This window comes from Algoriphagus sanaruensis (genome assembly GCF_001593605.1).
In the GTDB taxonomy this organism is placed as follows: domain Bacteria; phylum Bacteroidota; class Bacteroidia; order Cytophagales; family Cyclobacteriaceae; genus Algoriphagus; species Algoriphagus sanaruensis.
The window spans coordinates 2,113,093-2,130,329 of sequence record NZ_CP012836.1 but is presented as its reverse complement, the minus strand read 5'-3'; the positions used below and the strand labels follow the sequence as shown (position 1 = coordinate 2,130,329).

17 protein-coding genes are annotated in these 17,237 nt (G+C 39.6%); 7 read left to right on the top strand and 10 right to left on the bottom strand.

Annotated elements, in window-relative coordinates; genetic code table 11:
• The first annotated feature begins 149 nt into the window (after window positions 1–149).
• The gene (locus AO498_RS09385) at window positions 150–2,429 is read left to right on the top strand and encodes a S9 family peptidase (RefSeq protein WP_067546496.1); all 2,280 of its coding nucleotides are present in this window, start codon (window positions 150–152) and stop codon (window positions 2,427–2,429) included.
• Here the strand turns inward: AO498_RS09385 and AO498_RS09380 are convergent.
• Complete coding sequence (locus tag AO498_RS09380; protein ID WP_067546493.1) at window positions 2,419–3,015, bottom strand: riboflavin synthase; 597 nt, start codon at window positions 3,013–3,015, stop codon at window positions 2,419–2,421. The genes AO498_RS09385 and AO498_RS09380 overlap by 11 nt on opposite strands.
• A gap of 104 nt (window positions 3,016–3,119) precedes the next feature.
• On the opposite strand from AO498_RS09380, the gene AO498_RS09375 reads away from it, so the two are divergent.
• Window positions 3,120–3,779, top strand: coding sequence for a protein-L-isoaspartate(D-aspartate) O-methyltransferase (locus tag AO498_RS09375; protein WP_067546490.1), 660 nt, complete (start codon window positions 3,120–3,122; stop codon window positions 3,777–3,779).
• A 100-nt stretch (window positions 3,780–3,879) separates the two neighbouring features.
• A complete protein-coding gene (locus AO498_RS09370; RefSeq protein ID WP_067546487.1) occupies window positions 3,880–4,404 on the top strand; it encodes an acyl-CoA thioesterase in 525 nt (174 codons plus the stop codon).
• Between the two features lie 27 nt (window positions 4,405–4,431).
• Here the strand turns inward: AO498_RS09370 and AO498_RS09365 are convergent, their stop codons facing one another.
• Window positions 4,432–5,679, bottom strand: coding sequence for an NAD(P)/FAD-dependent oxidoreductase (locus AO498_RS09365; RefSeq protein WP_067546484.1), 1,248 nt, complete (start codon window positions 5,677–5,679; stop codon window positions 4,432–4,434).
• A 168-nt stretch (window positions 5,680–5,847) separates the two neighbouring features.
• Here AO498_RS09365 and AO498_RS09360 point away from each other — a divergent pair, with 168 nt between their 5' ends.
• Window positions 5,848–7,068 (top strand): serine hydrolase domain-containing protein, encoded by a 1,221-nt coding sequence (locus AO498_RS09360; RefSeq protein ID WP_067546479.1) that lies wholly within the window; start codon window positions 5,848–5,850, stop codon window positions 7,066–7,068.
• Here AO498_RS09360 and AO498_RS09355 read toward each other — a convergent pair whose 3' ends face one another.
• Together AO498_RS09355 and AO498_RS09350 are read right to left on the bottom strand one after the other, a co-directional pair.
• A complete protein-coding gene (locus AO498_RS09355) occupies window positions 7,069–8,037 on the bottom strand; it encodes a metallophosphoesterase family protein (protein ID WP_067546476.1) in 969 nt (322 codons plus the stop codon). It abuts the gene before it with no gap.
• A 28-nt stretch (window positions 8,038–8,065) separates the two neighbouring features.
• Window positions 8,066–8,557 (bottom strand): GNAT family N-acetyltransferase, encoded by a 492-nt coding sequence (locus tag AO498_RS09350; protein ID WP_067546473.1) that lies wholly within the window; start codon window positions 8,555–8,557, stop codon window positions 8,066–8,068.
• Between the two features lie 121 nt (window positions 8,558–8,678).
• Between AO498_RS09350 and AO498_RS09345 the strand changes: the two genes are divergently transcribed.
• Window positions 8,679–9,596, top strand: a complete 918-nt coding sequence (locus AO498_RS09345) for an EamA family transporter (protein ID WP_067546470.1) — start codon at window positions 8,679–8,681, stop codon at window positions 9,594–9,596.
• 25 nt (window positions 9,597–9,621) lie between these two features.
• Here the strand turns inward: AO498_RS09345 and AO498_RS09340 are convergent, their stop codons facing one another.
• Window positions 9,622–10,035 (bottom strand): response regulator, encoded by a 414-nt coding sequence (locus tag AO498_RS09340; RefSeq protein ID WP_067546467.1) that lies wholly within the window; start codon window positions 10,033–10,035, stop codon window positions 9,622–9,624.
• Between the two features lie 82 nt (window positions 10,036–10,117).
• Window positions 10,118–10,828: a LytR/AlgR family response regulator transcription factor gene (locus tag AO498_RS09335; protein WP_067546464.1), complete on the bottom strand. Its 711-nt coding sequence runs from the start codon at window positions 10,826–10,828 to the stop codon at window positions 10,118–10,120.
• 209 nt (window positions 10,829–11,037) lie between these two features.
• Here AO498_RS09335 and AO498_RS09330 point away from each other — a divergent pair, with 209 nt between their 5' ends.
• Window positions 11,038–12,144: a sensor histidine kinase gene (locus AO498_RS09330; RefSeq protein WP_148660213.1), complete on the top strand. Its 1,107-nt coding sequence runs from the start codon at window positions 11,038–11,040 to the stop codon at window positions 12,142–12,144.
• Here AO498_RS09330 and AO498_RS09325 read toward each other — a convergent pair whose 3' ends face one another.
• The 4 genes from AO498_RS09325 to AO498_RS09310 form a co-directional block, all read right to left on the bottom strand.
• Window positions 12,145–12,741, bottom strand: coding sequence for a PglD-related sugar-binding protein (locus tag AO498_RS09325; protein WP_067546458.1), 597 nt, complete (start codon window positions 12,739–12,741; stop codon window positions 12,145–12,147).
• A 113-nt stretch (window positions 12,742–12,854) separates the two neighbouring features.
• Entirely contained in the window at window positions 12,855–14,600 is a 1,746-nt protein-coding gene (locus AO498_RS09320) for an ABC transporter ATP-binding protein (RefSeq protein ID WP_067546455.1), read from the bottom strand.
• A 95-nt stretch (window positions 14,601–14,695) separates the two neighbouring features.
• Window positions 14,696–15,097 carry a DUF1573 domain-containing protein gene (locus AO498_RS09315; protein ID WP_067546451.1) on the bottom strand — a complete coding sequence of 134 codons (402 nt, stop codon included), beginning with the start codon at window positions 15,095–15,097 and terminating at the stop codon, window positions 14,696–14,698.
• 129 nt (window positions 15,098–15,226) lie between these two features.
• Complete coding sequence (locus AO498_RS09310) at window positions 15,227–16,678, bottom strand: ATP-dependent DNA helicase (protein ID WP_067546448.1); 1,452 nt, start codon at window positions 16,676–16,678, stop codon at window positions 15,227–15,229.
• A 16-nt stretch (window positions 16,679–16,694) separates the two neighbouring features.
• On the opposite strand from AO498_RS09310, the gene AO498_RS09305 reads away from it, so the two are divergent.
• Window positions 16,695–17,204, top strand: a complete 510-nt coding sequence (locus AO498_RS09305) for an NUDIX domain-containing protein (protein ID WP_067546445.1) — start codon at window positions 16,695–16,697, stop codon at window positions 17,202–17,204.
• Window positions 17,205–17,237 lie beyond the last annotated feature (33 nt).

The window sequence follows — 17,237 nt, the reverse complement described above, 5'->3', positions numbered from 1 at the left end:
AGGAATAGATTCGATCCTGAAATTCAATCTCCATCCCAAAACCTAAATGTGGCATCCACATTACACAAAAAAGGGTCGGTTTATCCCAAAATGATACCGACCCTTTTTCTATTTCCCTATCTTAAAGCCATCCAAAATTCTTGCTCGCTATGGCTCAATTAAAACCACGCCTCTTTCTGACTTTCAGTGTTTTCTTTTTTATTTTTTTCCAGACAAATGCTCAAATCACACCCGAAACCTATCAGCGAGCAGCCTATTATTTAAGCGCATCGGTAGAAAAAGAAATCTATCATCTTGAAGTAATCCCAAATTGGGATTTTTCTAGAGACCATTTTTTTCATTCTGCATACACAGCCGATGGACTTCAATTTTTTATCACAGACATTTCTTCTCGACAGACTACCACCGCATTTGATCCAAAGGAGCTAGCCATTAAACTATCAGAAAAAACTGGAGAAAAAGTGGACGCTCGCAACTTACCAATTCAGTTTACCGGAGTCAGAAATGAACATATGGTCACTTTTCGATGGAAAAACATGAATTGGACATGGGACACCAAAAGTGGGTCTCTAAATGCAATGCCCTTCAGTCCAAGAAATGAAAATGAATCTTTCTCACCAGACAAAAAGTGGAAGGCATTCACCCAGAATTACAACCTCTTCGTGCAAAATCTAGAATCAGGCGAACAAACCCAACTCACCTTTGATGGAAAAAAGGGACTTGAGTATGCAAGCTATTATGGATGGAGCGATTTGATCAAAGGGGAAAATGGCGAACGACCGAATCGGTTCATGGTATCTTGGTCTCCAGATTCTAAAAAGATTTTTACCCAATTGGTAGATTTTAGAACTGCCGAAAAAATGTATTTGCTCGATCATTCTCAACCTGAAAAATTCAGAGCTGAACTATATTCTTATTACAGGGGATCACCGGGAGACAGTACCGTAGTCAACTATATTCCTGTATTGATTGATCTTGAAACCCAAAAAACTCAATTAGTCCACCATTTGACTACACCTCATTTTATAGGAATCAACCTGAGATGGGAGTCAGATAGCAAATCTTTGGTTGGATATTTCTTAGCCCGTGGATACAAATCTAGTAAGCTTATTGAGCTCGATGCGGAAAAAGGCTCGATCCGAACCATCACTGAAGAAACTTCTGATACTCATATCCAACATGACAAGATTTTTAGAAAGTTAAGTGATGGCAGATTCATTGAAAGTGCAGAAAAATCAGGATGGAACCATCTTTACCTTCGTGATTGGAAAACAGGAAAGGAACTGAATCCGATTACTTCCGGGGATTTTGCGGTTACCAAACTCAGTAGAATTGACGAGGAAAAGGGTTGGATTTACTTTGAAGCTTCTGGGAGAGAAAAAGACAGAAATCCATATTACCATCACCTCTATCGCGTTCGCCTTGATGGAAGTGACCTTACTTTATTAACCCCTGAGGAAGCGCATCACGAGATCTATATTTCTCCAAATGGAAATTGGGCAGTTGATAATTTTTCAACGCCCTCCCAGCCAACTCAATCTTATCTCATCCGACTTGAAACTGGTGAAAAGATCATGAAGATCTCAGAGGCGGACATTTCAAACTTAAAAAAGCGAGGCTACCAAGCACCCATTCAATTCACCGCATTGGCTAAGGATCGAAAAACAGAAATTCACGGCATCTATTTCCTTCCTTCCACATTTTCAGCCAAGAAAAAATACCCCATCATCGATTATACTTACACGGGACCACACACCTCTACCGTTCCAAAATCCTTTAAAAACAGCATCCTCGGACACCAGCAAGCCACTGCTGAGTTGGGATTTGTAGTCGTAACTGTGGATGGATTAGGGGGCTTTGGGATATCCAAAGAATTTGCCGACTACTCTTATCGAAATCTAGGAGACGGAACGACCGATCATGTGCTCGCTATTACCCAACTGGCTAGCAAAAATCGATTCTTGGACATCACTCGGGTAGGAATATTTGGGCATTCTGCTGGAGGATATGATGCTGGCAGAGCAATGCTATTACACCCAGATTTCTACAAAGTAGGCGTAGCTTCAGCAGGAGATCATGACTTTAGAATGGAAAAAGCTTGGTGGCCAGAGATGTACATGGGTTATCCAGTAGGCGATTTTTACCATGAACAGTCGAATATCACCAATGCCGGAAACCTAAAAGGAAGGTTACTTTTGGCTCATGGTGGAATGGATGAAAATGTAAATCCTTCTGCAACATTTAAGTTAGCGGAGGCCTTGATTCAAGCGGGTAAGGACTTTGATCTTTTTATTTGGCCAAGCCGAAATCATAGCTTTGGACGAACACCAGGTGATTACTTTACCAAAAAGCGCTGGGATTACTTCATCCAACATCTCCTTGGAGAGCAGCCGCTGTTGCATTACCAAATCCCCGAGCTTAGACGGTAGGATATCCTTTGAGCATCCGTTGGATGTATTTACCTACAATATCAAATTCGAGATTGACCAGGTCACCTACCTGAAGCTCATGGAAATTGGTATGCTCATAGGTGTAAGGAATAATGGCAACAGAGAACTTCCCCGGTCTTGAATTAAAACAAGTCAAACTAGTTCCATTAATAGTGATAGAGCCTTTCTCAACGGTAACATTACCCAAGGAATCTTCAAAGTCAATTTCAAAAAGCCAAGACCCATTTTGATCTTCAATTTTTGAAACCTTCCCCACCTGATCTACATGGCCTTGAACAATATGTCCATCAAATCGACCATTTGCAGGCATGCATCGTTCCAGATTGACTTTTTTCCCAACTTGCCAATTTCGAAGGTTGGTTTTTTGTAGCGTTTCATCAATTGCCGTAACCCGATAACCCTCAGGACTTACCGAAACTACCGTCAAACAAACTCCATCATGAGCCAAAGATTGATCGACTTTCAGTTCAGATTGAATTGCTGCTGATAAATCAAAATGAACATTACTTCCTTCTCTGGTGATCTGTTGGATTGTTCCAAATGCTTCAATAATTCCGGTAAACATAGCTTTTGAGTAATTTTCAAAGAGTCAAAGAGATAAGCAAAAATTGCCTTCCACGGTTCAAATTAAGCTAAATATTCGTTTATATTCGGCTCAAAATTCCCCCAATGCTAAAACTTGAAGATACCTATCTGCACAAAGGAAAGCGTCGAGCTCTAGTAGCCGAACTCCGAAAGAAAGGAATCCAAAGTGAGCGCGTTCTTGAAGCTATCAACACCCTTCCCCGTCATTTTTTCTTTGATACAGCCTTGATTTCACATGCTTATGAAGACAAAGCATTTCCGATTGGCGAAGGTCAAACTATTTCCCAACCCTACACAGTAGCATTTCAAACCCAGCTATTAGATGTCAAGCCAGGTGATAAAATTCTAGAAATTGGAACGGGTTCGGGGTACCAAGCGGGTATTTTACATTTGCTGGGTGCTGAAGTCTTTACCATCGAGTATCAGAAAAAACTTTTTGATCATACCTCCCGATTTCTCCAACGATTGGGAATTCAGATGCATCTATTTTACGGGGACGGAACTGGTGGACTTCCTGCCCATGCGCCCTATGATAAAATCATCGTAACCGCAGGAGCACCCGTTGTGCCAGAAGCATTGATCCAACAGCTAAAAGTCGGAGGTATTTTGGTGATTCCAGTTGGTGATCGTAAACGCCAGGCAATGGTAAAAATCACCAAGAAGACTTCTAAAGAAATCCAGCGAGAGGAATTCGAAGGGTTTGCTTTCGTTCCCCTTCTCGGAAAAGATGGCTGGAAGATTTAACTCAGATATTTCTTGATAATTTCGAAATTAGATTTCCCTGATCGGCATTTTTATTCATTTCAACCAAATTTTATTTCTATTTTTGTTAAAATTCTAATTTATGGCAAAGCAGAAGTACGCTAAGGAATCTCAAACCATCATGACGGAAATGGTGCTCCCAAATGACACCAATACGCTCAATAATTTAATGGGAGGGAGATTGATGCATTGGATGGACATTGTAGCTGCCATTGCCGCACAAAAGCATTCTAACAGAATTGTAGTCACGGCCTCTGCAGACAGCATATCCTTCAAGCAGCCAATTAATTTAGGAAATGTCGTCACCCTCCGATCTCAAGTGACCCGAGCTTTCAATTCTTCCATGGAGGTCTTTATCGAAGTGACTGCTGAGGATATTCCTGCCTCTAAAAAGATCATGACTCACCGCGCATTTTTCACCTTCGTAGCAGTAGATCAAAACGGTAAACCCATCGAAGTACCTGAAGTCCTTCCAGAGTCAGAAGAAGAACAAGAACTTTATGATGGCGCACTCAGAAGAAGACAACTCCGACTCGTCTTGGCAAAAAGAATGAGGCCAGAGGATGCGGTAGAATTAAAATCGATTTTCAATTTGGATGAAAAATAAAAAAGGAGGCTTTTGCCTCCTTTTGCTTTAATGAGTTGGCATCAGCGAGTGGATTACCGCTTCAGCAGCTATTCGCCCTGAAGTCATCGCAGCATTGATGGATCCGTTGAGCAAATAATCCCCAGCAAGAAAAACTCCCTCCGTAATCTTCGTTTCTGTAAATGAGATGAAGTACTTAGGGTCATCTACATGAGGAAGGGAATATTGAATATCAAAGGTTTTTACATGCTGGAAATATTCCGCTTTTATCCCTGAAAGCTCTTCCAGTTCTTTTTGAACGGCTTGAATCAGATCATTTTCAGGTCTTTTCGGATCCAAAACACTAACTGACAAAAGAGCTTGTCCATTCGCTGAATATGCGGGAGAAACATCCGTCATAAACACCAAATTATTGATCAAGTGATTTCCAGGAACCAACCCGATCATAGGACGAGCCAAAAATGAATGTTGTGTGGAAAAATACAGATTTGTTACTTTTTGAGGAGGAGCAAATTGACCTTGCAACTGCTTCATCAACCGATCGGGCTGGACTGCAATAATTACTCGATCTGCCTCTAAAGTCTCCCCATTCTCCAAATTGATTTGAGTTCCTTCGACAGATTTTACTGGAGAATTGAAATAGATCTGAGTTTGACTGAGTTGATTCTTGATCATCTCTGGAATTTCTCCCATTCCTTTTTCTGGAACTACTGCATATCCCAATGAAAACATCTTGAAAATAAACTCAAACATCCTAGAGGAAGTATTGAGATTCTTTTCTAAAAATATACCTCTGAAAAAAGGCTCAAAGAACTTTTCAATGATTTGATCCGAAAAGCCATATTCTTTCAAATATTGATGGGTAGGAATCGAAGGTTCAGCAAAAATGACCTCATTCTCTTTCTTCTTAAGTTCCTGAGTCAAAGTGAACATTTTTACTTTATCTAAAATCGTCCCCACCTTTGAAAAAGCCATGCTTACTATTTTGAGTGGATTACGCATTGGATCTGAAATCGCATAGGCATTTCTCCCTTCAAAAATCACCGCTCCAGGTTCAAACTTCTTGAGATGAAGCGCCTCTAGATTCAAGTATTTTTTTGCTTCAGGATAGGCTGTGTTTAAAACCTGAAACCCATGATCTAACCGAAATCCATCCAGCACATCTGTTTTCATCCTCCCCCCTATTAGATCACTTGCTTCCAAAATAACCGGTGCAAATCCAGACTTTTCCAATTCCAAAGCTGCAACAAGGCCTGACAAACCTGCTCCGATGATGTAAATTTTTTCTTGTTTCATGTGCTAAGTTTTCAATGGCCTACTCGGCCAAGAGTAGTTTAAAAAATAATCCTAAACTTAATCGGAAAACTCCTTCAACTCCAAAGGGTTTTTCCCTTTCACCCAATAATTTGACAAATGGGGATAGTTTAGAATATCAATAATGTAAAATCGCATAAATTTTCGCCTATGAAAAAGCTATTATCACTCGCGATTCTTTCTTTCTTCTGCCATACCCTTTCCTTCGGCCAATCCTATTTTCCTAAAAAAAATAACTGGGAAAAGAAAAACCCAGCTGAATTTGGAATGGATGTAAGCAAGCTCAAAGAAGCAATTGAATTTGCCAGAACACATGAAAGCACTGAGAATCCAAATCTAAAAATTGCACACTATGAAAGTGCTTTTGGCAGGGAACCATTTGGATATCCGGTAGGACCTATGAAAATCCGAGGTTCTGCCACGGGTTTGATTATTTATAAAGGATATGTCGTAGGAGAATGGGGAGATCCAAACCGGGTGGATTTGACATTCAGTGTAGCTAAAAGTTTTCTCTCAACGACTGCGGGCCTCGCGGTGTCTGAAGGTTTGATCCAAAGTGAACAGGACTTGGTATATCCTTATATGGCTCCTATTTATCCGTATGATCCAGCTCGAATGCTACAAAATAAGGCAGACCATTTGGAAGAAGAAGATGTTTTTGACCTCTTTGATACAGACCACAATCGAAAAATTACTTGGGACCATTTGCTCAGACAGACCTCAGATTGGGAAGGAAGTCTTTGGGGCAAGCCAGATTGGGCGGATAGACCTGCTGAAGGAGTAAAGCAAAAAAGAACTCGTCCACAAAACGAGCCCGGATCGGTTTATGAATACAATGACACCCGGGTAAATGTCCTTGCCTTGGCACTTTTGAATGTTTGGAGAAAGCCACTTCCGTTTGTATTAAAAGAAAAAGTAATGGATCAAATTGGAGCCAGTGATACGTGGAGATGGACAGGTTATGAAAATTCCTTCGTGATTTTGGATGGAGAGATTGTCCAATCCGTCAGCGGAGGCTCTCATTGGGGAGGCGGAATGATGATTTCAGCTTGGGATCAAGCACGTTTTGGATACCTTACCCTACGAAATGGGGCCTGGAATGGAAAACAAATCATTCCAACTTCTTGGCTAGGAAAATCTAAAACACCCACTCCTGCAAATCCAGGCTATGGCTTCATGAATTATTTTCTCAATCACGACTTGAAGCAAATCCCTTCTGCTCCAAAATCGGCCTTTCTTCATATCGGAGCTGGAACAAATATGATTTATGTGGATCAGGAAAATGACTTAGTCGTTGTTGCTAGATGGATTCCAAATGGAGATAAAGCAGAATTGATTCGATTGATTTTGGAAAGCTTACACAAAAAATAATTACATCCTACGATTCGAAATCTGAGGATTAACATAATCAAGTTGTTCTTCCTTGGACAAAATAGAATACCCGAGTTCTAAAGGAGAAGGCCCGACCCAACGGGTCTTTTTTCCTTTCAGGGAGATTTCATTTTTGCTTGGATCAATGGTGAGAAAAGAAAATAAAACCTCTGCATAAGGACATGTATTTTTAAGCGCGGGAAAATTGTCATGAATCTCAGAACCTAAGCTTTGATGCGCTAAGTTTTCCCCCACCCAATAATAGGATGCTGAATTCAAATGTAAATATCGCACTCCTCCTACTTCTAAAAATTGATCTACGTGGGCATGACCATTGATTGCAAGGAGAATTTTTCCTGAAAACTCAGAGAGAATACCTTGAATTTCTTCCGAATTATCGATGGAATAAATCCCGGCAATAGGCTGATGAGAAAGGATTAAGACCGGAGAATCCGCTTTTTGTAATTCATGAATCAACCACTGTTGTTGCTCCATACCAATATAGGAAGGGTACCCTCCACGGTGAGTTGGCGAACCTGATTCATTTCCATCCAATACCAGTACTTTTATACCTTCTACATCCAAGCTGTAATACGAGGCCGGCATCCCATAGTGAGAAGCCACCTCCGATTTCGTATATCCTCCATCTTGATCATGATTTCCTAAAACATGAAAAGCCAATCCTGGAGCATTATTGAATCGTTGGATCAAGGAATGAAATTTTGGATTTGGAGTTGCGAAATCCCCAAGTTGAAATCTTGCAGCAGGATTCTCTTGGGAAACAGCTTTCAAAAACTCCTCCAAACGAATACTTGCATCATGAATGATTTCAGCATGAAGATCAGTAATCAGTCCTAGCTTGATCTTTTTTTTAGAGGTAAAAAGATCAGTGACTGATTTCGGAATAGTCAAGGTAAAACCCGCTGCAAAGGTTGATTTTTTAAGAAAGGATCTTCTTGATACTGGCATATAGGACTTTTTAAAACCGAATAGAAAGTTATTGCAGTGCTTGATACATAATTAGCGCAGGAACCAATCCTAAGCTCGGGTGACGATAAGCTTCGGGGATTTCTCCTAGGATTTCAAATCCCAAACTTTCCCATAATCTGACGGCTCGATCATTTGACTTAATCACAAAATTAAACTGCATGCCCAAGTAGCCGAGTCTTCTTGCTTCTCTCAAAGCAAAAACTCCCATGGCTCTACCAATTCCTTTTCCCGAAAAATCAGGATTTACGACAAACCCAGCATTGCAAATATGATCTCCAAAGTCAGGTTGATTGGATTTGATGTAAAATGTACCAACAAGTCTTCCCTCATATTCGGCCACGTAAGTTTTCTTATCATTTCCCAACCAATAGGTTAGCATTTTTTCTTTGGAAGAGTCTTGTGCGAATACATAAGTCCCACCAGCTCGAATCACAGGCTCCAAAATCATCCAAATCCCGGCTAGATCTGAAGAAGCGGCCCTACGAATAGAAATATCCATGCTTTGTGAGTTTTTATTTTAGGGAAGATATAGATTACGAAATTTTATTATAGAACAATTTTAAGAGACCATATTTTAATTACTCACTTGGAAAGATATCTTCGCGAGGATTTTCAACACCATGACCCAAAAATTGATTTCGCGCACCAAATTTTCAGGACTCTTAATGGCCTTAAGTTCGGCTATTTTTTGGGGAATATCAGGCACCTGCGCACAGTTCTTATTCGAGAAGAAATCAATAGACCCTTCTTGGTTGGTCACTTGGAGAATGATTTTGGCAGGGATTATACTGGTTGTCTTTTCATTAACCCAAGAAAAAAGAAACACTTTTCTGATCTGGAAAAAACCCTCTTCAGCTATTCAACTTTTGCTCTTTGGATTATTAGGAATGGTTGCAGTACAGTACACCTATTTCTATAGCATTTCCCTTTCCAACGCCGCCACAGCAACTATCCTTCAATATATTGGGCCAGTTTTCGTCTTGGCCTATTTTGCATTTAAAAATCGTAAGTGGCCTATTTTAGCCGAATTTGGGGCTTTATTTCTGGCATTAGCAGGTACTTTTTTATTGGTAACGCACGGATCCTTGACTGAATTGGTAATATCCGAGGAGGCTTTAATTTGGGGGATACTTTCCGCCTTGGCCTTAGCGTTTTACACGATTCAACCCGTTGGTCTTCTTCGATTATTTTCTCCTGCAGCGGTAACGGGCTGGGGAATGTTAATTGGCGGGGTTTCGTTTTCACTTCTTACTCAGCCTTGGTATGTCTCAGGAGTGTGGGATTGGCAGACAGTTGCCGCAATGGGATACATTGTCATGTTCGGTACAGTGCTCGCCTTTTATTTTTTCCTCCGATCGGTGACGTTAATTGGAGCGACCACGGCCAGCTTGCTTTGTAGTGTCGAACCTCTTGCCGCGGCTCTTACGGCAGTAATTTGGCTTGGAGTCTCTTTTGTAGGAATGGACTGGTTAGGAACTTTCTTTATTCTTCAAACTGTCGTATTGCTTACCCTTAGTAAAGAAAAATCCGGCCACTGAGCCGGATGAGTTGATGAAATATTTTTCAAATCAAGGTTTCACAAAATCGATCAAAAACCTTTATAAATTCTTCAAACTGCTCAGCCTCTGCAGGTTTAACGATATAGCAGCTAGCCTGTTCCTGATAACTTGCCATAATATCTGATTGACCGGAAGAGGTGGTCAACATGATAACAGGAATATCTTTAGTTTCTGGATCTGCTTTGATCTCCCGAAGTACTTCATGACCATTTTTTAAAGGAAGGTTAATATCCAAGAGAACGATATCCGGAGTGCGCTTTGATTCAAAATTTCCGTTTTTAAACAAATAATCAACCCCTTCTTTGCCATTTGAAACATAATCCAATTCGATGAGGAATTTGGAATCTTGCAAGGCTTCGGAGGTCAAAAAGACATCCCCTGGGTTATCTTCAATCAAAAGCACCAAAAACTTTTTCATAATTCTAAAGGGGTGATACTAATCTAATTTTAAAATAAGGGTGAAACTCAAAAATGAACTTATCGAAAAGCGTTCCAAAAGTTCATTTTTCAACATGCAGTTTTTCAATCAATTCCTTGTATAGACCTCGACGAACTGGAATCGAAGCATCGCCCAAGTTAATTTTTTTCGCATTAAATGAGGTGACATGACTCACATTTATCAGGTAGGACTTATGTACGCGAAAAAAAATAGAAGGAGGTAATTTTTCTTCAAAACTTTTCAGAATGTCTCTAATAAGATAAGACTTGATTTTGGTAAACACCTTGGTATATAGCCCATCAGCTTTGAGGTAAAGGATTTCGGAAAATGGAACAGGCACCAGATAGCCTTTATCCATAACTTTTAGAGACCCCAAAGATTGGCTCGTATTACTTCCTTTTTTCTCATCATGCCGCTTTAGGCCAAAGAAAACCGCAGTTTTCAGAGCGTCAACTGAGAAGGGTTTCAAAATATAACCTTCGTGAATTTCAGAAGATATTCTTTCCAGATACTCAGTCCCAGAATAGGCTGTGCTGAAAACAATAGGAATATCATAGGTCTCTCTGATTTTATAGGCCAGATCAATCCCATCGATATCGCCTTTGATCATGATGTCCATCAAAACCAAATCAACAGGAGCTTTCTCTAAAGTCTTTAGGGCATCCAGTGCATTATCTGCTATGCCTACGACCTTGTAATCAAGGCTAGCTAAAATCTCGCTAATGTTTGCTGCCAAATCCTCCTCATCCTCGACAATTAAAATATTTTTCATATGTATAAAAGTAAAAAAGAAGTAAAATATCCCCTAATTAATGAAGATGGTTTATAAAAAATTACACTTGAAGATGGATTGCACTTATTTGTAAATAATCTGAATTGATTTTTAGAGAGAATCGTATTAAAAGAAATATTTTTACTTCAATCACCCCACCATCTGGCTTTGGAAGTTCAGATCCCTCATTTAACTTTAAGTTCTAGCGTTTGAAAAACCTCGAAAGTTCAGCAATGCCCCTTTCTGATAAGGAAATATCCAAAATCTTCTTAGACCAATCGGAAGACTTTATCTTGTTCTTCAATGAACAAATGGAAATTGAGTACCTATCAGATGCGTTTGAATTCACCCTAGATTTCAAAAAAGAAAATTTACTCGGAAAAAAACTAAACGAAGTTTGGGTAAACTTTCCTTCTCTCCCACTCATGAAACCGGAGCAAAAGATGGTAATCCCGATCACTTCTGCCGTTTCAAAACAAAAATTCTTGATTGAATTCAAATTTCGAATCATTACTGATCTTGAAGAATATCCTGATCGAATATTCTGTGCTATAGGTCGAGATGTTACCGATCGGGAATTGGCACTTAAAAAATTCAAGGATATTGCCTTCAAAGAAAAGGAGCTAAATCAAATGAAATCGCGGTTTGTCTCCATGGCTTCTCATGAATTCAAAACTCCAATCGCAACTATCGTAAGTTCCATCAATATCATGGAACTACTCTTACAGAAGGAATTCAATGAAGAAATAAAGAGTCGACTTTACAATCATATCGAAAAAATCACCAATCAAACTTCTAGACTAACCGATATCCTGGGAGATGTTCTCCTTTTAGAAAAGACCATTCAACTTGGAGGAGGATTAATTGGACAAAAAATTTCCATTTTGAAGTTTATAACTCAGCTTGTAAACGCCATGAATGATGAAAACTTTGGCAGAAGACATATCCGATTATTTGCTCCTGACAAAGATCAATTCATCCTTTCAGACCCCACCTTGTTGACACATGTTTTTAGGAATCTAATCCAAAATGCGCTCAATTATTCTCCTGGCTCAGTTGACCCCGAAGTTCATCTTATCTATAGAGGCTCTTTTGTAGAGGTAATGGTAAAGGATTACGGAATAGGCATTCCAAAAGAAGACAGAAAAAATATCTTCGGATCTTTTTACCGAGGCTCGAATGTGGGCAATATCAAAGGAACCGGGCTAGGTTTAAATATTGTTTGGGAGCTAGTCAAAAAACTTAATGGAGAAATCTGGTTTGAGAGCAAGGTAGGCTTAGGATCAGAATTCCATGTTTCTCTACCAAGCAAGTAATTAGAGATGACTATCCGGCTTAATATCCTCTTTTATTTCTAAAAGTGGTCCAATTACACTTTCCTTTCCAATACGGATTCCTTGTTTAAGTTGCACTCCTTTACCGAACTTACAACCGTCTTCTACAAATGAAAATCCGCCAATAGAAACTTCTTCATCAAGGAAACAAAAATCCCTGATCACAGCTTCGTGGCCTATTGAGCATTTTTGACCGAAAGAATTGAAATTTCCAATCGTGGTTCCGAAATTAAAAAGGGAGCCATTTAGAAGAATATTCCCCTTACCAACAATACAATCTCGAGAAATCCAAGAGCCGGAAGAGATCAAATTGGGGAAATTCAATCTAGGATTGGAAGAAAGTCGATTTACACAATCCATTTTTTCCGAAATAGAAGTCAATGCTACTACCACAGCCATGGATTTGTCTTGCAAATATTTATCAATACCTCCCAAAACAGGAAGCCCCGCCACTTTTTTCCCTTTCAATTTTGGATTGTCATCTACGAATCCAAGGAGATTATACCTCAGATTGAACTGAGAAAAATTTTCTACAAGATGTTCACCGAGCTTTCCCGCCCCAATAATTACCAAATCCATTTTTCAACTGTAAACACAGGAACAAACAAGAAATAGAATGTAAGATTCAACAGAAATCTTTCCTCAAACTTCAATTTATATTTTACATCTGCAAGAATTTGATCGAAAGAAAATCAAATTCTCGCCTGATAAGTATACAATTGAAAATATCGGCCTGATAGTGAAATGAGTTCTTCATGTTTTCCTCGCTCTACAATTTTACCTCCTTCAATCACTAAAATCTGGTCTGCTTGTCGGATAGTACTGAGTCTGTGAGCAATAACAAACGTCGTCCTTCCTTTCATTAATTCTTTCAAACTCGCCTGAATCAAAGTTTCTGATTCGGTATCCAAATTGGAAGTAGCTTCATCCAAAATTAATATTCTTGGATTAGCCAAAATTGCCCTGGCAATTGCAATTCGCTGTCTTTGGCCTCCAGACAACTTGACCCCTCGCTCCCCAATTAAGGTATCAAGTCCCTGCTCAAATCGGTCCGTAAATTCCTTGACATGGGCTGCTGATACTGCATTTTGCAATTCTTCCTCACTTGCCATCGGCCTCGGAAATAGTATATTCTCTCGGACAGTCCCCTCAAACAGAAAATCATCCTGAAGAACTACTCCCAATTGAGATCTAAACGAATCAAGTGTAATATCTTGGAGATCATATCCATCCAAAATTATTTTACCGGAATCAGGATTTAAAAATGTAGCCACCAAGCCCGCAATCGTGCTTTTTCCAGATCCAGAAGTACCAACTAACGCTGTCACAGAACCAGCCGGAGCTTTAAAATTAATTCCTTTTACTACTTCTTTTCCAGATTCATACGCAAAAGAAACATCCGAAAATTCGACATCGCCTTGAATGACGGGTAAAGAAATGGTTCGCTTTTTATCATCAGACTCCAGAGGCGTATTCATGATTTCTTCGGTTCGATCCAAACCTGCAAATGCCTCAGTCAATTGACTTCCGATATTTGACATTTGAACAATCGGAGCGATCATAAATCCCAAGTAGAGGGTAAATGCCAAAAAATCACCGAAGGTCATTTCTCCCTTCATGATCATATATCCCCCCATCCCCATGATTCCTGCAGAGGCTAATCCCAACAGCAATGTACCCGCAGATGTCACAAAACTGGTAGCGGTCAAGCTTGCTTTAACATTTTGAAAAAGTTCATCAACCCCCTTTTCAAAAGTTTTAATTTCTTGGGCTTCTGCATTAAAGCCTTTGATCACTCGGATGCCTCCCAAAGTCTCGGTAAGTCGACCAGTTACCTGTGCATTAATTTTTCCTCGCTCTCTAAAGATCGGCCTGATTTTCCCAAATGCTTTTAAAGAAACTAATCCAAAAATAGCGACCGGTAGGAGTACATATAAAGTCATCATTGGACTGATGGAAATCAAAAGGATCAATGAAATAACAGCCGTCAATACTCCTCCGATCATTTGAGCAAATCCAGTCCCAACCAAATTCCTTACTCCTTCTACATCTGACATGATTCGGGAGACCAGCTCACCTGTTTTTGCATTGTCAAAAAATCGAATCGGAAGTTTGATGATATGCTGCTGGACCTGTGATCGAAGTTTGGCAATCAGGTTTTGTGCTTCCACACTTAAGATCTGAGTTAGTGAATAAGAAGTGACTGATTGTATTACAATAGCACCAACTACTGCAAAAATCAACCATCCCAAAAGCGTTAGATCATTAGAAGGAATTACTTCGTCAATTAGGTATTTGCTTGCTCCAGGCAAGACTAACCCGGAAAGCCTACTGATTATAATGAGAAATAGACCTAGAAATAATTGATTTTTTCTAGGCCAAATAATGGTAGTGAATACCTGACGCATGGTAACGCGTCTTTCCTTAGATCTTGCCATGATTGGAAATACAGTATAGACGAATAATGAGGTTTGAATTTAAAATAAAAAAGCCTGTCAGTTTTGACAGGCTCTAGGATTAATCACAATTCTTGTTAGTTGGTCTTTGGAAGTACATTTGAGATTAATGACACTTTTTCAATTGGCTCAGAGGCATTTGAGTAAATACGAACGATGGAGTTTTGTTTACCCATTTTCCCTGTAGAATTGAAAGACACCTTAATTTCAGCAGAACTACCAGGAGCAACCGGTTCTTTCGGCCAATTTGGAACTGTACATCCACAAGTAGCCGCCACATTAGAAATTACTAAAGGAGCATTACCAGTATTAGTCAGGACGAAAGTATGCTCCACTTTAGCACCCTGAACGATATCTCCGAAGTCAATGGATTTTTCTTTGAAAGAAATCACTGGACCTGAAGCAGCTGTCTGTTGCGCCTGTGCGCCAAAAACTAAAATCAACGAGAACAACCCGATTAGAAAGCCAATTTTTTTCATACTCTTTATAGTTATTGGTTAAAATTTCAATACTAAATTCTAAACTAAATCAAACATGATTTAATTCAACAAAGCGAAAATAATGTGCCAAATCGAATTTTCGAATGTTAATGTCTTTTAAAATTCAACTCATTCGAAGGTAGGTGATTTTAGCCCCTTCATAAAAAACTGTTGCGGAAAATTAACCAAATACAATTCTTCTGTCGCTCGGGTAATCGCCGTATACAACCATCTTACCAAATCTCGATCCACCTGATCATCCTGAATATACCCTAAATCGACAAAGACCGATTTCCATTGCCCTCCTTGGGCTTTATGGCAGGTTAATGCATAGGCAAACTTGACCTGTAATGCATTCAGATATGGATCCTTCCGGATCAATTCCTGTCGCTCTGTTTTATTCGCGACATCGGCATAATCCTCAGCCACCAATTGGTAAAGCTTACGATATTCATCTCTTGTCAAAGAGGGGCTGGGACTGTATAAAGTATCCAAAATCACCTTTGCTTCGAAATTTGGCTCCTCGGGATAATCTAAAAGTCTTAACTCTAAAGTGGCAAATCTAAACCCATAAAGCTCCTCGAATGACCTGATTTTCATTACTTCAGCCATATCTCCATTCGCTAAAAAATTAACTTTTTCAGATTCAGCCATATAGGTGTAATTATTCTTTACAATCATCAATAAATCCCCTGTGCTGATTTCATCTTCGAAAAAATGGATCATTCGACGGATATAAAGATTGTATTGAACTGCTGCTTTATTTGACCGTGTGACAATCGTGGTATTTTCAGTACCAAATTTATCATACGCATATCGTAAACCATCTTCCAATCGCTCCGAGGTCATTTTAAAAATATCAGGAAACTCAAAAGTCTGAATCCTTACCTGTGGGGAATTCTCAAGCAACTGTTGCCTGAGCAAGGTTGCGTTAAAAAGAATTCCGGACTCCAATCTTTGGCGCATCACCTCCGTAAGTTCGATCTGATCTGCCTCAAGTCGATAATGCCTCGCCAAATATCCTGAATCCAAGGCTGGACTGTAATCCGATCCTACTGGTGGCAACTGCGCTGAATCACCTACCAAAATCAACCTATTTCCTATACCAGAAAAAACATAGGTGATCAAATCCCAAAGCAGGTTCCCAGACATTCCCCCATCATCTGCAAGCATTGAGGATTCATCTACCACAAATACGGTATCCTTGAAATAATTTTTCTGCAGAATAAATCCCATCCCCCCAGATCCTGTATCTTCTTTGGGCTTATAGATGATTTTATGGATCGTATATGCTGCCCTTCCAGAGTAGTTACTCATCACTTTTGCAGCTCTGCCAGTAGGTGCCAGCAAAAGTGGACGCATATCAATTTTGGGTAAAGTCTTTACTAAGGCAGAGATCACGGAAGTTTTTCCGGTACCCGCATATCCTCTCAAAATATATACTGGCTTTTCCTCTGAAGGCTTATCCAAAAAACCCTGAAGTTTCTCAAAAAACACCCTCTGTCCTTGTGTCGGAGCGAAAGGGAAATTTTTAAGTAGTAATTCGAGACGATTCGGACCTTTGAGATTATTTTTACCCATTGTATAACGAAAGTAAATGGGAGTCGAGCAGTTCAACAAAGAAATTGAATCAAAATTTGGAAATCGCCTCCGAAGTCGGGTAAACGGAATCCTTATTGAGGGAGATAGAATACTAATGGTCAGGCATAAAATGAGTGCCGATCGTGATTTTTGGTCTGTTCCAGGAGGAGGAATGAAGTTTGGAACTTCGGCAACCGAAAATTTAAAAAGAGAATTCCTTGAAGAAACATCTCTTCAAATCGAAGTAGAGGATTATTTGTTTGTTCATGAGTTTTTAGACCCTCCTTTACATGCCATGGAGCATTTTTTTAAAGTAAAAAGGATGGATGGACTTGCACGATTGGGAAAAGACCCCGAGCTTTCCGATGAAAATCAGATATTGCAGGAAATCCAATGGATGACCTCAAAAGATCTTCAAAATTTGAATCCGAATCATTTGCATCGAGCATTTTGGGGAATAAAATCCCTGAATGACCTGTGTTTATGGAAAGGATATTTTAATTTTGGAAATATTTCTATAAAATAGCACGTTTTAAAAACCTTCAACCTTAATCAGATT